We start from the raw sequence: 19,730 nt of genomic DNA, 5'->3' as shown, positions 1-19,730 counted from the left end.
TTATGAATAAAATAGAAACTTCAATCCAAGGATGTTTTGAATTACAACCAAGAATATTTAAAGATGATAGAGGAAAGCTAATAAAAACCTTTCATAAAGATACTTTTTTAGAATTAGGTTTAGAAACCGATTTTAAAGAAGAATATTATTCAGTTTCTAAGAAGAATGTTTTAAGAGGTTTGCATTTTCAAACACCACCAGAAGATCATGTTAAGTGTGTAACCTGTATTTCTGGTAAAATATTTGATGCAGTAGTTGATTTGAGAAAAAATTCATCGACATACAAACAAAATTTTACTTTAGAGTTAGATGCCGAAAAAGGCAATATGCTTTATATTCCAAAAGGATTTGCTCACGGGTTTTATGCCTTAACTGAAAATGCAATTTTTTTGAATAGAACTACAACGGTATATAACCCAAATTGTGATACAGGAATAAAATGGGATAGTTGTGGTATCGATTGGCCTTTCGATAACCCAATACTATCTGGTAAAGATGAACAGATGGTTAAATTGGAAAATTATAGTAGTCCATTTTAAATTTATAGTTTTGAGTAGTTATTATTCCTTACCAAATAAATTCAATCGATTTTTACTGCTTTTAATTACAGTTGCTCCCTTTGCTGCTTATATTTTATATAAATTAACCTCAAAAGATTTTAATACAACGCTTACTTTACTTTCTTATTTAGGCCTTGTTTTGATCTTTTTTCATGGTAATAGAAAAAATTCGGTAAAGGTTCCATTATACTTGTGGTTTTATTTAATTTTCATTTTATATATGTTTTATTCAACATTTTATATACTGGATAGAGATTTTAAAATGAATTATTTAATAACAAATAGAGAGATTGGAGCCTTTAACTTTATGCTTATTTTAGAAAATGTATCATTATCTAAAAAATATTTTAATCGCTTATTAAAAATAAGTAAAGCTGTATTAATTGTGGCTTTTTTTGTAATAATAATACAGCAGATACATAATGAAAATTTTTTTGTTAGACCTGATTTAGTTTCAGAAGGGTTTTCAAAAGAAATTGGAGCCGAAGATAGAATAGATTCAATATACTCTTGGTTAGGGTCAAATAGCAGTGGATATGGCTTTATTCCCATTTTTATTATAATTGCAGAAGTACTAGCCCGAAAAAAAAAATCATTATTAATATGGATAATATTTGGTTTGATTTTCGCAATGCTTGCTCGGGCAAGATGGTTAATGATAAATGCATTGTTGGTTTTTTTTATATTAATAATAAATCATAAAGATAAGGTAAGAAGAGTTTTTAAATATTCTATTTTAGTCCCCGTAATTGCCGTTGGGACTTATATTACGCTTAATAACGTTGGTATAAATGCCAAGGATATTGTTGAAAATAGAATATTAGAAATAAATGATAAAGGTAGTCAGAAGTCCTCCAGTACAAGAATTTTAGCCTTTGTTATATTTAACAAACTATATTGGAAAAATGCTGTTTTCGGAAAAGGTAATGAAAAGTATGGTATGGGTAGTACTAAACCTAGGCATAATTATGAATTAGAAACTTTATTAGCAGGCAGATCATCTCAGATTCATGTTGGATATTTAATGCTCTTTTATATGTATGGACTGGTTGGTGGAATCCCTTTTTTAATATTTATTTTTTTAATAACTAAAAGATTATATAAAGATGCAAAAATTACCACCTATTGGGGACCCTTTTTAGCGTTTTTAGGTTTTGCTTTATCTAATCTAACATTAGTCCATTTTTCGGTATTTGAAATGGGACTTCTTTTTGCTCTACTAACAAATAAATATTACCTCCATAGGCATAATAAACAAATACTTTCAATCAATAATTTGTCTTAATGAACTGGAAGCCTTTTAATATAATAAAATCATTTTTTAAAGGACATGAACGTACTGTAAAAGCAAAAAAGAACATTATTGCTTCTGCTTTTATAAAAGGATTGAGTATGATTGTTGGTTTTCTAATGATACGAATTACATTAGATTATTTAGATAAAACTAACTATGGTATTTTTTTAACTTTGACTTCCTTTTTAGCTTGGTTTTCATTTTTTGAAGTAGGTTTAGGTAATGGGCTTAAGAATAAGTTAGCTGAAGCATTAGCGGTAAAAGATTATAAATTAGGTAAAATTTATGTGAGTACAACTTATGCAATCTTGGCACTTATAACCAGTTTTATTGCTGTTATTTTTTTTATATCTAATTTCTATATTGATTGGACAGTTATATTGAATACTGATAAGAAACTTTTTACTGAATTAACAAGTTTAACATTTATTATTTTTGGTTTTTTCTTTTTAAAATTTGTAATGCAGTTAATAAGTGTAGTATTATTTGCTGACCAACGCCCCGCATTAGGTAATATTTTTGGGCCAATAGGCAATTTAATAGCTCTTATTCTAATTTATATTCTGACAAAAACAACAGAAGGGTCTTTAGTTTATCTTGGATGGGTGATAAGCGTAGTCCCAGTAATTGTCCTTTTAGTAGCTACCATCTATTTTTATAATAATGATTATAAACATATAGCACCTTCTTTTAGTCACGTAAAAATGGAATACGCCAAGGACTTATTAAATCTAGGTGTCAAGTTTTTTTTTATTCAAATAATAGGCCTCATTGTATATCAATCATCAAATTTTATCATTGCACAATATCTTGGGCCAGCAGAAGTAACTGTTTATAACATTGGATATAAATATTTTTCAATTTTAATGATGGCATTTAACATAATTGTAGCACCTTTCTGGGCTGCGTATACAGAAGCATGGGTTAAAAAAGATATGGTTTGGATTAAAAACACTGTAAAAAAATTACTAATGATTTGGGGTGGATTAGCTATAGGAGGTATATTAATGGTATTTTTTGCTGATCCCTTCTATCATATTTTGTCTAAAGGAAAAGTAGAAGTCCCACTAAAACTATCGATAGCACTATTAATATATTTCATAACCTTTAATTTTGGTGGCATATTTGTGATGTTTATTAACGGTGTAGGTAAAATAAAATTACAAATGTATAGTAGTGCTATTGGAGCACTAGTATTTATTGCAGTTGCAATTATACTAGTTAAATACTATAAAATAGGAATGATCGGTCTTGTAGTAGCTTCCATTTTAAGTAACTTCTATGGTCTCATTTTAGCACCTATTCAATATAGAAAATTAATAAACAATAGTGCAACAGGGATTTGGGGAAAATAGCAATAAATGAATATATTAATACTAAGTAGTAACAATCCATATATTACAGCTGGTGTAATAGCTCATAGTCTTTTAAAGGGTTTACAAGCAAAGGGTCATCATTCAAAGTTAATAGTAAAAGAATATGCTCGTTATAAGGAAGATGATGTTGTTTGTATCCAATCAAAGACAGATGTTCTAAAGTTTAAAATAAAGAATAGGCTAAAAAAAATTTTTGGAGTTAAATCGAAAAACGATTTTTTGGATAATGATTATTCAATACAAGATTATGACCAAACAAAACAGTATTTTAATACCAAAGATGTTTTAAAACATATTGATTTTAAGCCAGATGTAATCATATATTTATTTCCCCAAAAATATTTAAATATTGAAAACTTACATGAATTAAACAAAGCTACCAAAGCACCTATTTTTTGGTATTTAATGGATTCAGCAGCATTAACGGGAGGTTGTCATTATTTTTGGGATTGTAAAAAATATTTAATCGGTTGCGGATCTTGCCCAGGAATGAGATCAACAAATCCAAAAGACCAGTCTTATATTAACTTTGATTTTAAACAAAAATTTATAAACAGAACAGATATTAGATTAATTACAGGTACAACTAACGATTATAAAACTGCTAAAACAAGTTTATTATATCGAAATAAACCAATTCATAAAGCGTTTTTACCCGTAGATAAATTATTTAAACCAGTTTCTAAAAATGATTTAAGAATAAAATTAGGTGTTCCTAATGATAAGATGGTATTCTTTATTGGTACCAATAATTTGGCTCATAAAAGAAAAGGAATAGATTATTTAATAAAGAGTTTAAAAATTATTAAAGATAAAAATAAAGGACAAAATATATTTTTGATAATAGCTGGGAATAATTTTGACTATATAGAAAAAGAATTGCCATTTGAATATAAGTACTTAGGTCATTTTAATAATCAAGGACAATTGGCAGAAGCCTATCAAACCGCAGATTTCTACATTTGTCCTTCAATTCAAGATGGAGGTCCTTTCATGATTAATCAATCTATTATGTGTGGTACACCAGTAGTGTCATTTAAAATGGGAGTTGCTCCTGATTTAGTAATTCCCAATAAAACAGGGTTTTTAGCAGAGCTAAAAAACGTAAATGAACTCGCTGATAGAATCATCGATGCTTCGTCTATAAGTAAAGAAGAGTTACAGAGAATGTCAGATAATTCTAGAAAATTAGGTCTTGAAGAACTCCATATAGATACCTTTGTAGAAAATATTGAGAAAATCTTTACTACTTAATATTAGTATTTTAATTAGCAACTGTTAAGTTGTACAATATATATTTAATGAACATTCTTAAAATGATAATACTATATGATACCATTTAATAAACCTTTTTTAACTGGTAAAGAGACCGAATATATTGTTGAGGCGGTAAATTCTGGTCATATATCGGGTAATGGCGTATTTACAAAGAGATGTCATAAATTTTTTACGGAAAAGTACAACTTTCATAAAGTACTACTTACAACTTCTTGTACAGATGCACTTGAAATGTGTGCATTATTGCTAGATATACAACCTGGAGATGAAGTAATTGTTCCATCTTACACTTTTGTGTCATCAGCATTGGCGTTTGTAAGACAAGGAGCTAAGATTATTTTTACTGATTCTTTATCCAATCACCCTAATATGGATGTTGATAAAGTTGAAAATTTAATAACCGAAAAAACCAAAGCAATAGTACCCGTACATTATGCAAGTATGGCCGTTGAAATGGATAAGCTAATGAAAATTGCCAATAAATATGGTATTTATGTTGTTGAAGATGCTGCACAAGCCATTAACACTTTCTATAAAGATAAACCTTTGGGAGGCATAGGTCACTTAGGAGCATATTCATTTCATGAAACGAAAAATATAATATCTGGTGAAGGTGGAATGCTGATTATTAATGATAAGTCTATGGCTGATCGTGCTGAAGTTTTATGGGAAAAGGGAACAAACAGAGCCTCTTTTTTTAGAGGAGAAGTAAATAAATACGGTTGGGTAGACACAGGATCATCATTTCTTCCGTCTGAAATAACCGCTGCCTTTTTATATGCTCAGTTAGAAAAAATGGATATGATCCAACGAAATAGAGTTTCGATATGGAATCTTTATAATGACGGATTATCCGAATTAGAAAAACAAGGAAAAATAAAATTACCGATTGTACCAGAACACTCAACTAACAATGGGCACATGTTTTATATTATTTGTAAATCATTAAATGAAAGAACTAAACTGATCTCTTTTTTAAAGGAAAGAAATATATTAAGCGTATTTCATTATTTAAGTCTTCACAAAAGCGAATTCTATTCAAAAAGCAATGTCGTGCCAGAATTATCAATGAGCGATTATTATACCGACCATTTATTGCGATTGCCCTTTTATTTTGAATTAACAGATGATGAAGTCATTAAAGTTATAGAAACAGTAATAGAATTCTATAATAATATAAAGTAATAAAAATAATTCTAAAAATATAAAACCAAAAAACACGTTATTTTTTGAAATAGCTTAAGAACAATAAAATTAAAGAAAATGAATAAAAAAGTAGCATTAATAACTGGAGTTACGGGACAAGATGGGGCTTATCTAAGTGAGTTTTTACTAAAAAAAGGATATATAGTACATGGGTTAAAGCGTAGATCATCACTTTTCAATACTGATAGAATTGATCATTTATACCAAGACCCTCATGTAGATAATGCTAATTTTATACTTCATTATGGCGACATGACAGACAGCACCAATTTAATACGAATTATTCAAGAAGTACAACCTGATGAAATTTATAATTTGGCAGCAATGTCTCATGTTAAAGTGAGTTTTGATACACCTGAATATACTGCAAACGCAGATGGTATCGGGACCTTAAGAGTTTTAGAAGCGGTACGTATTTTAGGCATGGAGAAAAAAACCAAAATATATCAGGCATCTACATCTGAACTTTACGGATTGGTACAAGAAGTACCGCAATCAGAAAAGACACCCTTCTATCCGCGTTCGCCCTATGCCGTAGCCAAAATGTATGCGTATTGGATTACTGTAAATTATAGAGAAGCCTATGGAATGTACGCATGTAACGGTATTTTGTTTAATCATGAATCTCCAATTAGAGGAGAAACTTTTGTTACAAGAAAAATTACCAGAGCTACAGCTAGAATAGCATTGGGTCTTCAAGACCAAATATTTTTGGGCAATTTAGATGCAAAAAGAGATTGGGGGCATGCCAAAGACTACGTGCGTATGATGTGGATGCTATTGCAGGCCGATGAACCTCAAGATTGGGTAATTGCTACAGGCATAACAACTTCGGTTAGAGACTTTGTGAAATTAGCTTTTAACGAAGTAGGAATAGAACTCGAGTTTCGTGGAGAAGGCGTTTATGAGAAAGGCTATATAAAAGCATGTGAAAATACGGATTATCAGATAGAAATAGGCAAAGAAGTTGTTGCAGTGGATTCAAGATATTTTAGACCTACAGAGGTAGAATTGCTTATAGGTGATCCCTCAAAAGCATTTAAAGAATTAGGCTGGAAACCAGAATATGACTTACAGGCTCTTGTTAAAGATATGATGATTAGTGATATTAAATTAATGCAAAAAGACCAATACCTAAAAAAAGGAGGGTATCAAACTTTGAATTATTTTGAATAAAAATTTTTAACAATAATGAATAAAAGTTCAAAAATATATATAGCTGGGCACAGAGGTATGGTTGGTTCGGCAATTTGGAGAAATTTAGAAAGTAGAGGATTTAAAAATTTAATTGGCAGAACATCTAAAGAATTAGATTTAACAGACCAAAGTGAGGTCAACGCTTTTTTTAAAAATGAAAAACCTGAATATGTAATCCTTGCAGCTGCAAAAGTTGGGGGAATAGTGGCTAACAACACTTACAGAGCACAATTTATTTATGAAAATACTCAAATCCAGAATAATGTAATTCATAATGCCTATTTGAACAATGTAAAAAAATTACTTTTTTTAGGCAGCTCTTGTATCTATCCTAAAAATGCCGATCAGCCACTTAAGGAAGAATATTTGTTAACATCTGGTTTAGAATATACCAATGAACCCTATGCTATTGCCAAAATTGCAGGTATAAAAATGTGCGAATCGTACAATATTCAGTACGGTACTAATTTTATTTCTGTAATGCCTACAAATTTATACGGTCCAAATGATAACTACGATTTAGAAAAATCACATGTGCTGCCCGCTTTAACACGAAAAATATACTTAAGTAAATGCTTAGAAAATAATGAATGGAATGCCATAAAAAAGAATTTAGAAAAATTACCTATTGAGAATGTAAGCGGCAATTCCGACAAGGATTCAATTCTAAAAATATTTAACAAGTATGGTATAAAGTTAGACAATTCCAATAATGTCAGTATAACCTTATGGGGCTCAGGAAAACCAATGAGGGAATTTTTGCATGCTGATGATATGGCTGATGCTTGTTGCTATCTAATTGAAAAAGTTAATTTCAGTGACTTAATAAAAGATTCCTCAGAAATTAAGAATACGCATATAAATATTGGATGCGGTGTTGATATAACCATTAATGGACTAGCCGAAAAAATTAAAAAAATTATAGGTTTTAAAGGGGAATTTATATGGGATTCCAAAATGCCGGACGGCACTTTTAGAAAACTACTAGATGTAAATAAACTAAATAGCTTGGGCTGGAAAGCTAAAATTGATTTGGACTCAGGTTTGAATGATGTTTATAAAAACTATGTTAGTCGTAATTTAAGTTAGATAGCTAATGTATTTTAATAGATGAGCAAAAAAGATTCCATAACCAATGAAAAAACAAGAATTTTATACTTGGGTTCTGGAGGGTTCCCGTTTGGGTCCGCTGCTGTACAAAGGCAAATACAATTGGCTAAATCATTAATTCATGCAGGGTATGAAGTTACAGTAGTTAACAATAGAAGTACTCATGACAAAAAAATAGCAAGAAGGGAAAGTTTAAAAATCTTAGGTCGTTATCAAGGAATACAATATTTCTATTCTTCATTGTTTACATATAGGCCGAAAAATATTTTTGTCAGAAAAGCAGCACGCTTAACAGGTAATGTTATTGAGGTTTTAACATTACTCTATTTTAAAGTTTTTAAAAGGACAAATCATATTTTATTAAGAGCACATAAGCTTAAAACATTAAAATACTATTATTTTATCACTCGGGTTTTAAAACTAGAACTAATCTATGACTATGTTGAGTTTTATGATTCTATTAGCAATCGAGATATTGTAACCTATAAAAACACAAAAAATAGTTTTGATTTTAATCTAACTAAATATTTAGACAAGGTGATAGTAATCAGTGTTTTTTTAGACAATCATATTATGAAATTAAATGCTGATGTACCAGTCATTAAGATTCCACCTATTATTGATTTTGATTATTTCAAAAAAATTGAATTTAAAAGAACACGGAAACCTTTTTTTTTGTTTTGTGGATCTGCGGCCTATATGGATATTATAGAATTTATTATTAATTCATATTCAAAATCAATAGCAATCAATAATGGTTATGGCTTAAAATTAGTAATTAACGGTAATTCTGAACAACTAGGTAAACTGAATGATTTTATTGAAAAAAATGGGAAAAAAATTGAGCTTTTAACCAAATTACCTTATTTAGATTTAATAGGTTTATATAAATCGGCAACTGCTTTGTTGATACCAATTAGCAACAATTTACAAGATGCTGCTAGGTTTCCTTTTAAAATTTGTGAATACGTAGCATCATCTAACCCAATAATTACTTCAGATGCAGGTGCAATTACAGAGTATTTTGAAGACAATGTAAATGCATTTATTGCGGTATCTGATAATGTTGATGATTTTACAAACAAACTAAATATTGTAATTGGGCAACCTGAATTGGCAGTTAAAGTAGGTAATACAGGTTATGAGTTCGGTAAAACCGTGTTTAATTATAAATCATATAGTGAAGATTTAAGAAAGTTGATCGAATCTCGATAATTTAATTTTAAATCTGTTTTTAAAAACGAATACTGACTTTGTTAACTGGGCCAATTTAAGAAAACAAGCTTAATTAATAAATAACGGAGTTTATATATATGTTATTCAATTCAATTCAATTTATATACTTTTTCCCAATTGTATTATTGCTATATTTTCTTTCTCCAAATAAGTGGAAATGGCTGGTATTGTTAATTTGCAGTTACTATTTTTATATGAGTTGGAATATAGATTATGTATTTTTGATATTATTTACTACTATTATTTCTTACGGGGCGGCAATTATGATACAAAGGTCAAAGACGCAAAGGCAAAAGAAAATATATCTTGCCACATCCGTAACCGCAAGTCTAGGGGTGTTGTTCTTTTATAAATATTTTAATTTTTTAAGCTCGTCGTTAAATGATGTGTTAAATGTTTTCAGTAGTTCAATAGAAATTCCTTATTTGAATTTATTATTACCTGTTGGTATATCATTTTATACGTTTCAAACACTAAGTTATACAATTGATGTTTATAGAGGAGAGATAGAGACAGAAAAACATTTTGGAATCTATGCCCTTTATGTATCCTTTTTTCCACAATTAGTGGCAGGTCCAATAGAGAGAAGCACCAGATTATTACCACAATTTAGAGAAAAGCACAAATTAACATCTGATAATGTTATAAAAGGATTAAAATGGGTAATCTTCGGGTTCTTTATGAAACTGGTTATTGCAGATAGGTTATCAATTTACGTAGATTCTGTATATAATAATGTTTATCAGCACGATGGCCTAACATTTATAGTAGCAACATTTTTCTTTGCGTTTCAGATTTTTGGGGATTTTGCTGGGTATTCTAGTATTGCCATTGGTGTTGCAAGAATTATGGGGTTTGATTTAATGACAAACTTCAAGCGTCCATATTTTGCTACATCCATTACTGATTTTTGGAGGCGATGGCATATTTCATTATCAACTTGGTTTAGAGATTATTTTTATATCCCAATGGGCGGTAATAGAGTAGGGGTGTCCCGGTGGTACTTAAACTTGTTTTTAACCTTTCTGGTAAGTGGACTATGGCATGGTGCAAATTGGACTTTTATAATTTGGGGAGCATTGCACGGTATCTATATTGTTATTGAAAACTATTTTAAACTACAGGTTAATAAAGATAAAAAAATATCATTTTTAAGTAGGATTTTTAGAACTACAGTTGTTTTTATATTAGTTGATTTGGCTTGGGTTTTTTTTCGAGCAAATAATGTGACAGAAGCTTTTTATGTAATAAAAAGTATTTTTAGTTTTAGTGGAGAAGTATTTTATGATATTAAAGTATTTTTTTACGCCACAATTGGTTTAATAATCTTATTTATAAATGATTTGGTAGTAGAAAGTAATCAAAACAGTATTTTAGAAAATTCTAAAATAAATTATAAGGTTACTATATATTTTGCTTTTTTAGTGTGCCTAATATTATATATTGGCGTATTTAACGGAGGTCAATTTATTTATTTTCAATTTTAATGAAAAAATCATTTCTAAAATATCTATTAACTTTTATTATAATTATATTTTTTATTGATTACGGTTGCGGTATTTTAATGGAAAAAGAATTTAAAAAAATTAATTTTAGCGATTATGGTACTATTAATAAAAATTTAAAAGTTAATGCTGAAGTTGTTGTTTTAGGTAGCTCTAGAGCTCAACATCATTATAATCCACATGAATTATCTAAAATTTTAGATAATAGTTGTTATAATTTAGGGCTAGGTGGAAATGGAGTTTTCTATAATTATGCAATTTTAAAAGAGATCATAAAAAATACACCCCCTAAAGCTGTTGTTCTTGACTTATCACCTAATGTTATTATTGATGAAAAGTCTTATACAAAGTTAAATCTGTTTTTACCCTATTATAGTAACAATGATGCATTTAAAGAGATAATAGAATTAAACCCTAAATTCTCTAAATTAGAACTGATATCCAATCTCTATATATATAACTCTACAATATATCATATTTTAAGAAGCATTAATAAGATTGATAGTATTGACAATGAATTAGGTTATAAACCATTGGAAGGTATTATTGACGTAAATAATTTTGCACCATATCATTTAGAAAATGAAAAGATGGGTGATAACAAAACTAAATATTTATTAAAAATTATAGCACTTTGTAAAGAGAATAAAATTAAATTAGTTAGTGTAATATCACCAACATACTTAAAATTTGATAGGTCAAACACAATTATTAATAAACTTGATAGTATTCTGAAAACTAATGACGTTAAATTATATGATTTTTCAGATTATCCTGAGTTTTATAAAAAACAAATTTTCTTTAAAGACCAATTACATTTAAACAAAGAAGGAGCTAATCTTTTTTCAAAATCTATAGCAAAAGTGATAAGAACTGAATTGATAAATTAATCTAATGAAGAAATTGGCAATTATAGGAGCAAGTTATTTACAAAAACCATTAGTGCTAAAAGCAAAAAGATTAGGATTTTATACAATTTGCTTTGCTTGGGAAGATGGTGCTGTTTGTAAGGAAATTTGCCATGAATTTTATCCTATATCCATTATTGAAAAAGAGAAAATATTAGAAGTTTGTAGGGAATTAAAAATAGACGGTATAACCTCCATAGGGTCTGATGTAGCAGTAACAACGATTAACTATGTTGCTGTCAACTTAAACTTAGCAGGCAATTCAATTCAAAGTGCAGAAATAAGTACCAATAAATACTTAATGAGAACCGCATTTAAAAATGGTAATATTAACATACCCAATTTTATTGAGGTAGGAACAGATTATCAACTGCATGAAATTGAAAGCTTAAATTATCCAATAATCATTAAACCAGTAGATAGATCTGGCAGTAAAGGTATTACGGTTTTAAATACTAAAAGTAATTTATCAAAAGCTATTGATTATGCTTTGAAAGTTTCGTTTATAAAAAAAGTAATTGTTGAAGAATTTATTAGTGGCGAGGAAATAAGCGTGGAAGGAATTTCTTTTAATGGGAAACATAAAATTATAACATTTACAGATAAAGTTACCTCTGGTTTTCCACATTTTGTCGAGTTAGAACACCATCAGCCATCAAAATTTTATAGCACAGAATTAAGAAATGAAATTGAAAAAACAGTACTCAATGGGTTGAATGCTTTAAAAATAAGAAATGGAGCTTCCCACTCGGAACTAATTATAACAAAAGACAACAAAGTTTATATAACTGAGATTGGAGCAAGAATGGGTGGCGATTTTATTGGCTCAGATCTTGTACAACTTTCAACTGGATTCGATTACTTAAAAGCTGTTATCGATATTGCATTTGGAAGTAACAAAAAACAAGATAATAGTATACAAAGTTATGCGGGTGTATATTTTTATTCTTCAAAATCTAAACATGTAAAAGAAAAATGTATAATGAATAAAGAATATGTAGTAGAATGTGATTTTGAGGATAAGCCAAATGATGAATTAAAGCAAAGTGCAGATAGGTCAGGTTATTTTATATATCAATCAAACTTTAAAATAACGTAATAAATTTATTGAAGATTATTGAATCATTTTTTTATTGATGTTTTGATTGAACAATTTTTAAAGTATTACATCTAAAATTAAGAAGAATTATTAAAAGAACTAATTCTTAAGTATTGATAATATGAGAAAAAATAAAACTAAATGAAAATATTATATATAATCGAATCATTAGGTGCTGGTGGTAAGGAAAGAAGATTGATTTCCTTAATAAAGGAATTAGTGATAAAAAAGAATATTGAAATTGAAATTATTATTTTATCTGAAGATATACATTATAAGGAAATTTATGATTTTAATATTAAAGTTCATTCATTTAAAAGAAATATAAAAAAAGATATTAAAATACTCTCTAAGTTTAATAAAGTATTAAAAGAATTTAAACCCAACTTAGTACATTGTTGGGATGATATTTCTGCACTTCAGTTTGCTCCTATATGTAAATTTAAAAAAATTCCCTTTTTAAATTCTATGATATCAACTGCTCCTCCTAGAAAATTACTTAAAATTTTTTCAAAAAGGTTTATGTATAACTATTTATCATACCCATTTAGTGATGTTATTTTAGCAAATTGCAAGGCAGGTTTAGATTCATTTAGGGTACCTATAAGTAAAAGAAAGTGTATTTATAATGGTTTTGACTTTAGTAGAGCAACCGTTAAGTTGTCTGAAAATGAGGTTAGAAAAAAATTTAATGTAACAACCAAATATGTCGTAGGAATGTCTGGAGGTTTTAATCCGAGAAAAGACTATAAAACTTTTGTAGAAGCTGGACAATTAGTGTTGAGAAACAGAAAAGATGTAACATTTTTAGCCATTGGAGACGGTCCAAATTTGAATACAATAAAAAATAGCATTGATAAAAAGTATTGCGATCACTTTAAGTTTGTTGGCAGACAACATGATGTAGAATCAATTGTGAATATATTTAATATTGGTGTGTTATCAACCAATATGGATTGCCATGGTGAAGGTATTTCAAACTCAATAATGGAATATATGGCCTTTAAAAAACCTGTTGTAGCAACCAATGGAGGTGGTACGCCAGAACTAATTCTTAACAATGAAACAGGCTTTTTGGTTAAACCTAAAAAAGCTGATGATATGGCAGAGAAAATAGAATACTTATTAAAAAAACCGAAAACTGCAATACAAATGGGCATTATGGGTAATGAAAGAATTAAAACTCACTTTACAATTGATAGAATGATAAATGAATTTTATGATCTTTATAAAAAATGCATAGTCTAGTAAAATAAGAAAGCTACAATTTAACAGCTATTATTTCGTTTTTAAAATAATATTAAATTTAACATTTAACAAATTTGCATAGTATGAAAAAGAAAGAATTACAATTAGAAAAAGAAGAATTGAATAAAGAAAAGTCCATTAATAAAACACACACTTCGATTCTAAGTTCAAGAAAAGAAAATTTATCAACCAAAAATAAAGATGAGATGGAGCAAACTTTTTTCACGATTTTCACTCCGATTTACAACAGAAAACGTTTAATTCATAGGGTTTGGGAAAGTCTATTGGCCCAAACCAATCAAAATTTCGAATGGATTGTAATTGATAATGGTTCAAACGACGGAATAGAAGAACTATTAGAAGAGTATCAGTCAAAGGCTACTTTTCCTATGAAAGTTATTTATCAGAAAGATTCAGGAAAATACCTTGCATTAAATAGAGTAGTACATATAGCCAAAGGTGAATTGTTATTTCCCGCTGACTCTGATGATACTTTTGAGCCAAACCTTATTGAAAGAATGACCGAAGTTTGGGCTAAATATAAAGCTGAAGATATATCTGGCATTACTGGGTTATGTAAATATGAAAATGGTGAAGTTGTTGGTGACGAATTTCCATTTAAAGAAGGCGTCTCTACTATTGAAGAGATTTTTTACAAACAACGTATTGGCGGTGAAAAATGGGGCTGTATTAGAGTTGATGTTTTAAAAAAATATCCTTATCCCACTAATTTCGGTGTTAGGTATTTTCCTGATCAATATATTTGGGATCAAATTGGATTCAATTACAAAACAGTTTTTGTAAATGAAGTTTTCAGAACCTATTTTCAAGACGCCGGCGATCAGATCACAAAACAGAAATATCATTCCAAGGAGGAAATGAGAATGAAAAATTTTTATACCTTATTTCAAATTAACTATCAATTTTCTAGAGTAGGTAAGTATTTACCAATGAAGGAATATTTAGGCAAGTTTGGATACCTATGGTTAACAACATTTAGATCTGGTACTTCAATTTTTGAGGTTTTTAAAAAGTTAGAAAGCCCAAAAAGTAAAATAGTTGCGTTTTTCACATTGTTGCCAACATATTTAGTACATGTTTTTAACTTAGGATCAATGTTTCACAGAAAACTTGACCTCTAATAATGATAATTATTTTATAAGCCTACTATTGAACTCATTGTAATTTTTTTAAAATAATGAAACTGCTAATAAACGAAGGAGTGCGGAGAGATAAATGGACTAATTTATTAGAAAATAGTCAATATTCGAATCCATTTCACACAGAAAGTTTTTATAATTTTTATAATTCTATTGAAGAATTTAGTGCTGATGTCTTTGCTTTAGAAGAAAACGATCAATATACAGCTTTAGTGGTAGTAACTATACAAAAAGAATTAGGTGTTAAGGGATATTTCTCAAGAAGAGGTATTATTTATGCAGGGCCAGTTTTTACTAATAATTCTGAATCCACATCAACGGCATTATTAAAAGGTGTTTTTAACTATTATCGTAAAAAATTAATATACATAGAATCTAGAAATAATTTTGATTATTCAGCCTTTAAAAACCATTTTGGCAAATTAGGTTTTAATTATGTGCCATGGTTAAATTTTCATTTAAACACAAAGGAGTTGGCTTCTATGAAAAAAGTGATGAGTTCATCAAAATTACGTCAAATAAAAAAATCCATTAAAAATGGAGCTCATTGGGCAGAGGCCAAATCTGAAAAGGAGATTAAATATTTTTATGCAATACTATCAGATTTATATAAGAACAAAGTGAAAAAACCATTGTTCCCAGAAGAGTTTTTTATAGAATTTTTCAGAAAAAATGTAGGGAAATGTCTTCTGGTTTATAAAGGCAATACAGTAATTGGAGGTATAATTTGCCCTATACTTAAAAATAAAATTATTTATGAAATGTACGTATGTGGCCTAGACCAAGAATATAAACATTTGTACCCTAGTTCTATGGCAACATGGGCGGCTATGGAATATGCGGTGCAAAATAACATTGCCCTTTTTGATTTTATGGGTGCTGGGAGTCCAGATGAAGATTATGGTGTAAGAGAGTTTAAGTCTCGTTTTGGTGGAGAACAAGTTGAGCATGGTAGATTTATGAAAATTATAAACCCTTTCTTATTTAAAATTGGATCTATAGGCGTAAAAGTTTTAGCAAAAATTAAATAATCAACAATTAAAACGATATTTAATTTCCTATTCTATTTATAAATTTAAACCTGATCTAATGAACATATTATTTGATATAAACCATCCGGTTGATATAAATTTTTTCAAAAATGCAATTCTAGAGCGTAAAGATGCTGGTCATGATATCGATATTATTTTTAGATCGAGGGGGAAATTAGAAAAAATTCTAAGATTTGAACTTGACGGATTTAAAATCACGAAAATTGGTAATCATAAAAAAGGCTTTCTAAAAAAAATAATGTTTCAATTAAAAAGAGATTTAGAAATAAAATCATTTTTAAAAAAGAACAAAATTGATCTAGTTGTTTGTTTTGGAGCAACTTCTGCTATTGCTGCAAAACTCTGTGGCGTACCTTATCTGGCATTTGACGATGATTTTGAGTATAAAATACCGTTCTATCATGCCAACTGGTTTTCGACAAGACACATTTTTCCGGATTTTATTGAATTTTCAAATTCTAAAACACATAAATACCATGGTTTTAAAGAACTGGCCTATCTAAATCCAAAATACTTGAATGTTTCTGAAAATGTACTTAAAGAGTATTCCATTAAACCCGAGCAATATGTTTTTATAAGGGAGATTGCACATATTAGTTTAAACTATAAAGAAAAAAACTCCATACTTATAGAATTAATTAATCAAATTAAATCGAAAGGCTTAAAAATTGTTTTATCAATTGAAGATAAATCATTAACCGATATCTACAAGGATGATTGTATAATTTTAGAAGAACCCGTTTCCGATATTTATTCATTATTGTATTATGCCCAATTCGCCATCTCCTCAGGAGATACGGTTTCAAGAGAAACAGCATTACTCGGGGTGCCTACAATTTATACCGGAGGAAGGGAAATGGTAGTTAATCAAGCCCTAGTTGAATCTGGGTTACTTTACGAATCTATTGACCTTACCGATATTAAAGAGTATATCGATTCGATAACAATGGATACCAAGAAAAAAGCTAGGGGAAAAAGTATAAATCTTATCGAAAGCAAATGGGACGATACCACTTCTGTTATATTAAAACATATCAATGACTTTGAATAAATTACAATCATATATTGTTTTTATAGAGAACGAAGACATAACCAGGGATTCTTCTGGTGGTGTTATGAGTTATATTCTTAATTTATCCAAGTATTTCATTGAAAACGATCGTAAAACAGTTTTAATTGGTTGTGGAAGTTTGAAAGGCACTGATGCTCAAAGTAAAATTTTTTCTGAATTTTACTCGATAGCTAAAAAATCTTCTTTGGGTAATTTTAAATTTTTCTTGAAATTATTTACAACAAAAACGCTAAAAAAGATTAAAAAGGGAGATATTGTTCATGTTCAAAGACCGGAAATGGTCATTCCCTTAGCCCTTAGAAAACGAAATAAAATTATTTGCACATTACACGGTGGGCAAGATATTGCCGTAATAAAAAAGAAAGGGAAAGTAATGGGCTCGTTCTATGCTTTTTTACAATATTTCGCATTTAAATTAGCTGATAGACTAATTGCTGTTGATCAAAAAAACTTGGATAGATATGTAAAAAAATATCCTTGGATAAAACACAAGATAGAATTAATACCCATCTCTGTGGATACCAATAGGTTTTTTACTAAGGATAAAGCGGAAGCAAGAACAAAATTCAATTTACCGCAAAACGAAAAAATTATACTATTTATCGGTAGGCTTGAGTATGAAAAGAATGTAGAATTTATAATAAACAGTTTTAAACAGATCAATAAAAGTAACATTAAACTGGTTATTGTGGGCTCAGGTTCGTTATATCAAGATTTAGTTAAACTTGCAGAAACACATAAGCAACAAATTCTTTTTTTAGGCGAGTTAGACAATAGCTTAATACCAGACCTTATAAACTGTGCCGATGCGATGATTCTCGCTTCGTTTTTTGAAGGAAGCCCAACGGTAGTTAAAGAATCTTTATGTTGTGGTGTTCCAGTAATATCAACGGATGTAGGTGATGTTAAAGAAGTTATAAAATCTGTTGAGGGTGGAGAAATAATTGACAATACCGTTGAAAGTTTTTTAAAGGCTGTCAACAAGTTATTGTCAAAAAAAGAGTATCAGGTTAAGAATGCATCAACCCTATTTAGCTACAATTTAATGGGCGAAAAAACGTTGACCGTATATAGTAAATAATAAGAACATGTTCGATAATGTATTTTACATTGCGGGATCCGATGGTAGTGGTAAAACCACTTTTTTATTGGATTTAGAAAAAGAACTTTTAAAAAAATCGGATAAGATTACGAAAGTTTGGATACGTTCCCCAAAAATTTTGTCCAAACCTTTAATGGCGTACTGTCGTTTGATTGGGTTGACGAAATACACTACTATTAACGGTGTAGAATATTGCAAAAGAAACTTGTATAAATCAAAGTTCGTTTCTTATACATTTCCAATGCTTCAGTTAATTGATTTCAACATAAAATGGTATTTACATAAAAGAAAACTAAATTCCGATCAAACACTTCTATTGGACCGTTTTGTTATAGACACCTTGGCAGACTTAATGGTTGATACTAAAAGGATGGATTTACATAAAACGTGGATAGGTAAGAAGTTTTTAGAATTGATACCTAAAAATTCTAAAATAGTTATTTTAAAAGTAGATGAGGAAATTGTTAGAGTCCGTAAACTGGATACTTTACATGACGAACACTTAGGAGATAAAATTAAAGTTTTTGAGTTGTTAAGTAACGATTTAAATATTAAATTGATCAAAAACAATACAGAATATAAACTTGTTAAAGATAAAGTAATAAACTACTTGCTTGATGAAAAAAATAATTGAAAATATTTTATACAGTAAAAACTTTAGTTTTTTACAGTTTCCCAGCAATTGGTTAATGCAGGGTATCTTTCATGCCGATAAAAGCGAAAAATTATATAAAATACTTTTTACCGTTGTTTTTTGGGCAATTCTATTCTTAATATTATTCTACGGATTTAATATTACTATTGTAAAAAGTTTAATTTTTGGGTTTATGATTGCCCATACATTAAATTGGTTTGTAAATAATAATTTATTTGTTCTGATAGTTCACAGAATAAAATGGTTTAAAACCACTAAAAAAGATCTTTTTAATCAATTATACGATATACAGGAAAGATTAGAGCAAGAATCCAGTAAAGGTTGGTTGCTATATAGTGTATCTTTAGGTGGTATTTGTAAAGGTACTTTAAGTGAACACTCTGATATAGACGTTTCATTGATTAGAAAACCTGGATTTAAAAATATGGTTAAAGCAATCATATTCTATGTAAAAGAGAAAAAATATGCCGATTTGAAGGGCGTTCCCCTAGATATTTTCATTTGTGATAGTCCAGAGAATTGTATCGTTAGATCCAAGTATCAAAAAAACCCGATCGTAATGTTAGATCATGAAAATGAGGTCGATACTTACTATCCCGAGAAATTGAGTATAAGTATAGAAGAAGCTATGATTTTAAATGGCGAAAGACCTTTAAAAAATAAATAATAGAT

The 19,730-nt window shown here is 29.0% G+C and carries 18 protein-coding genes; all 18 read left to right on the top strand.

Annotation, left to right across the window (positions count from 1 at the left end; translation table 11 throughout):
- Positions 1-2 precede the first annotated feature (2 nt).
- Positions 3-539 carry a dTDP-4-dehydrorhamnose 3,5-epimerase gene (gene rfbC, locus U5A88_RS06860; protein WP_354204958.1) on the top strand — a complete coding sequence of 179 codons (537 nt, stop codon included), beginning with the start codon at positions 3-5 and terminating at the stop codon, positions 537-539.
- A 283-nt stretch (positions 540-822) separates the two neighbouring features.
- A complete protein-coding gene (locus U5A88_RS06855) occupies positions 823-1,845 on the top strand; it encodes an O-antigen ligase family protein (protein WP_354204957.1) in 1,023 nt (340 codons plus the stop codon).
- Positions 1,845-3,209, top strand: coding sequence for a lipopolysaccharide biosynthesis protein (locus tag U5A88_RS06850; protein WP_354204955.1), 1,365 nt, complete (start codon positions 1,845-1,847; stop codon positions 3,207-3,209). Before U5A88_RS06855 ends, U5A88_RS06850 begins: the two co-directional genes overlap by 1 nt.
- 6 nt (positions 3,210-3,215) lie before the next feature.
- On the top strand, positions 3,216-4,484 hold the full coding sequence (locus U5A88_RS06845; RefSeq protein ID WP_354204953.1) for a glycosyltransferase: 1,269 nt from the start codon (positions 3,216-3,218) through the stop codon (positions 4,482-4,484).
- 75 nt (positions 4,485-4,559) lie between these two features.
- Entirely contained in the window at positions 4,560-5,693 is a 1,134-nt protein-coding gene (gene rffA, locus U5A88_RS06840) for a dTDP-4-amino-4,6-dideoxygalactose transaminase (RefSeq protein ID WP_354204952.1), read from the top strand.
- A gap of 78 nt (positions 5,694-5,771) precedes the next feature.
- A complete protein-coding gene (gmd, locus tag U5A88_RS06835; protein ID WP_354204950.1) occupies positions 5,772-6,890 on the top strand; it encodes a GDP-mannose 4,6-dehydratase in 1,119 nt (372 codons plus the stop codon).
- Positions 6,891-6,905: 15 nt separating this feature from the next.
- Positions 6,906-8,000 (top strand): GDP-L-fucose synthase family protein, encoded by a 1,095-nt coding sequence (locus tag U5A88_RS06830; protein ID WP_354204948.1) that lies wholly within the window; start codon positions 6,906-6,908, stop codon positions 7,998-8,000.
- Between the two features lie 21 nt (positions 8,001-8,021).
- Positions 8,022-9,236: a glycosyltransferase family 4 protein gene (locus U5A88_RS06825; protein ID WP_354204946.1), complete on the top strand. Its 1,215-nt coding sequence runs from the start codon at positions 8,022-8,024 to the stop codon at positions 9,234-9,236.
- A gap of 215 nt (positions 9,237-9,451) precedes the next feature.
- Positions 9,452-10,744 (top strand): MBOAT family O-acyltransferase, encoded by a 1,293-nt coding sequence (locus U5A88_RS06820; RefSeq protein WP_354204944.1) that lies wholly within the window; start codon positions 9,452-9,454, stop codon positions 10,742-10,744.
- Positions 10,744-11,652 carry a hypothetical protein gene (locus U5A88_RS06815; RefSeq protein WP_354204942.1) on the top strand — a complete coding sequence of 303 codons (909 nt, stop codon included), beginning with the start codon at positions 10,744-10,746 and terminating at the stop codon, positions 11,650-11,652. The genes U5A88_RS06820 and U5A88_RS06815 overlap by 1 nt, the downstream gene beginning before the upstream one ends.
- Positions 11,653-11,656: 4 nt before the next feature.
- Entirely contained in the window at positions 11,657-12,769 is a 1,113-nt protein-coding gene (locus U5A88_RS06810) for an ATP-grasp domain-containing protein (protein WP_354204940.1), read from the top strand.
- Positions 12,770-12,910: 141 nt separating this feature from the next.
- Positions 12,911-14,017, top strand: a complete 1,107-nt coding sequence (locus U5A88_RS06805; protein ID WP_354204938.1) for a glycosyltransferase — start codon at positions 12,911-12,913, stop codon at positions 14,015-14,017.
- A gap of 83 nt (positions 14,018-14,100) precedes the next feature.
- On the top strand, positions 14,101-15,159 hold the full coding sequence (locus tag U5A88_RS06800; protein WP_354204936.1) for a glycosyltransferase family A protein: 1,059 nt from the start codon (positions 14,101-14,103) through the stop codon (positions 15,157-15,159).
- A 56-nt stretch (positions 15,160-15,215) separates the two neighbouring features.
- Positions 15,216-16,208 (top strand): peptidoglycan bridge formation glycyltransferase FemA/FemB family protein, encoded by a 993-nt coding sequence (locus U5A88_RS06795; protein WP_354204934.1) that lies wholly within the window; start codon positions 15,216-15,218, stop codon positions 16,206-16,208.
- 58 nt (positions 16,209-16,266) lie between these two features.
- Entirely contained in the window at positions 16,267-17,280 is a 1,014-nt protein-coding gene (locus tag U5A88_RS06790; protein WP_354204932.1) for a DUF354 domain-containing protein, read from the top strand.
- Positions 17,267-18,382: a glycosyltransferase family 4 protein gene (locus U5A88_RS06785; RefSeq protein ID WP_354204930.1), complete on the top strand. Its 1,116-nt coding sequence runs from the start codon at positions 17,267-17,269 to the stop codon at positions 18,380-18,382. Before U5A88_RS06790 ends, U5A88_RS06785 begins: the two co-directional genes overlap by 14 nt.
- 7 nt (positions 18,383-18,389) lie before the next feature.
- Entirely contained in the window at positions 18,390-19,037 is a 648-nt protein-coding gene (locus U5A88_RS06780; protein WP_354204928.1) for a hypothetical protein, read from the top strand.
- Complete coding sequence (locus U5A88_RS06775) at positions 19,021-19,725, top strand: hypothetical protein (RefSeq protein ID WP_354204927.1); 705 nt, start codon at positions 19,021-19,023, stop codon at positions 19,723-19,725. The genes U5A88_RS06780 and U5A88_RS06775 overlap by 17 nt, the downstream gene beginning before the upstream one ends.
- Positions 19,726-19,730: the final 5 nt, after the last annotated feature.

It is taken from the genome of Aureibaculum sp. 2308TA14-22 (genome assembly GCF_040538665.1).
GTDB lineage: Bacteria > Bacteroidota > Bacteroidia > Flavobacteriales > Flavobacteriaceae > Aureibaculum.
Note: the sequence above shows the minus strand (reverse complement) of the source record. Positions and strands in the feature narration are given on the sequence as shown.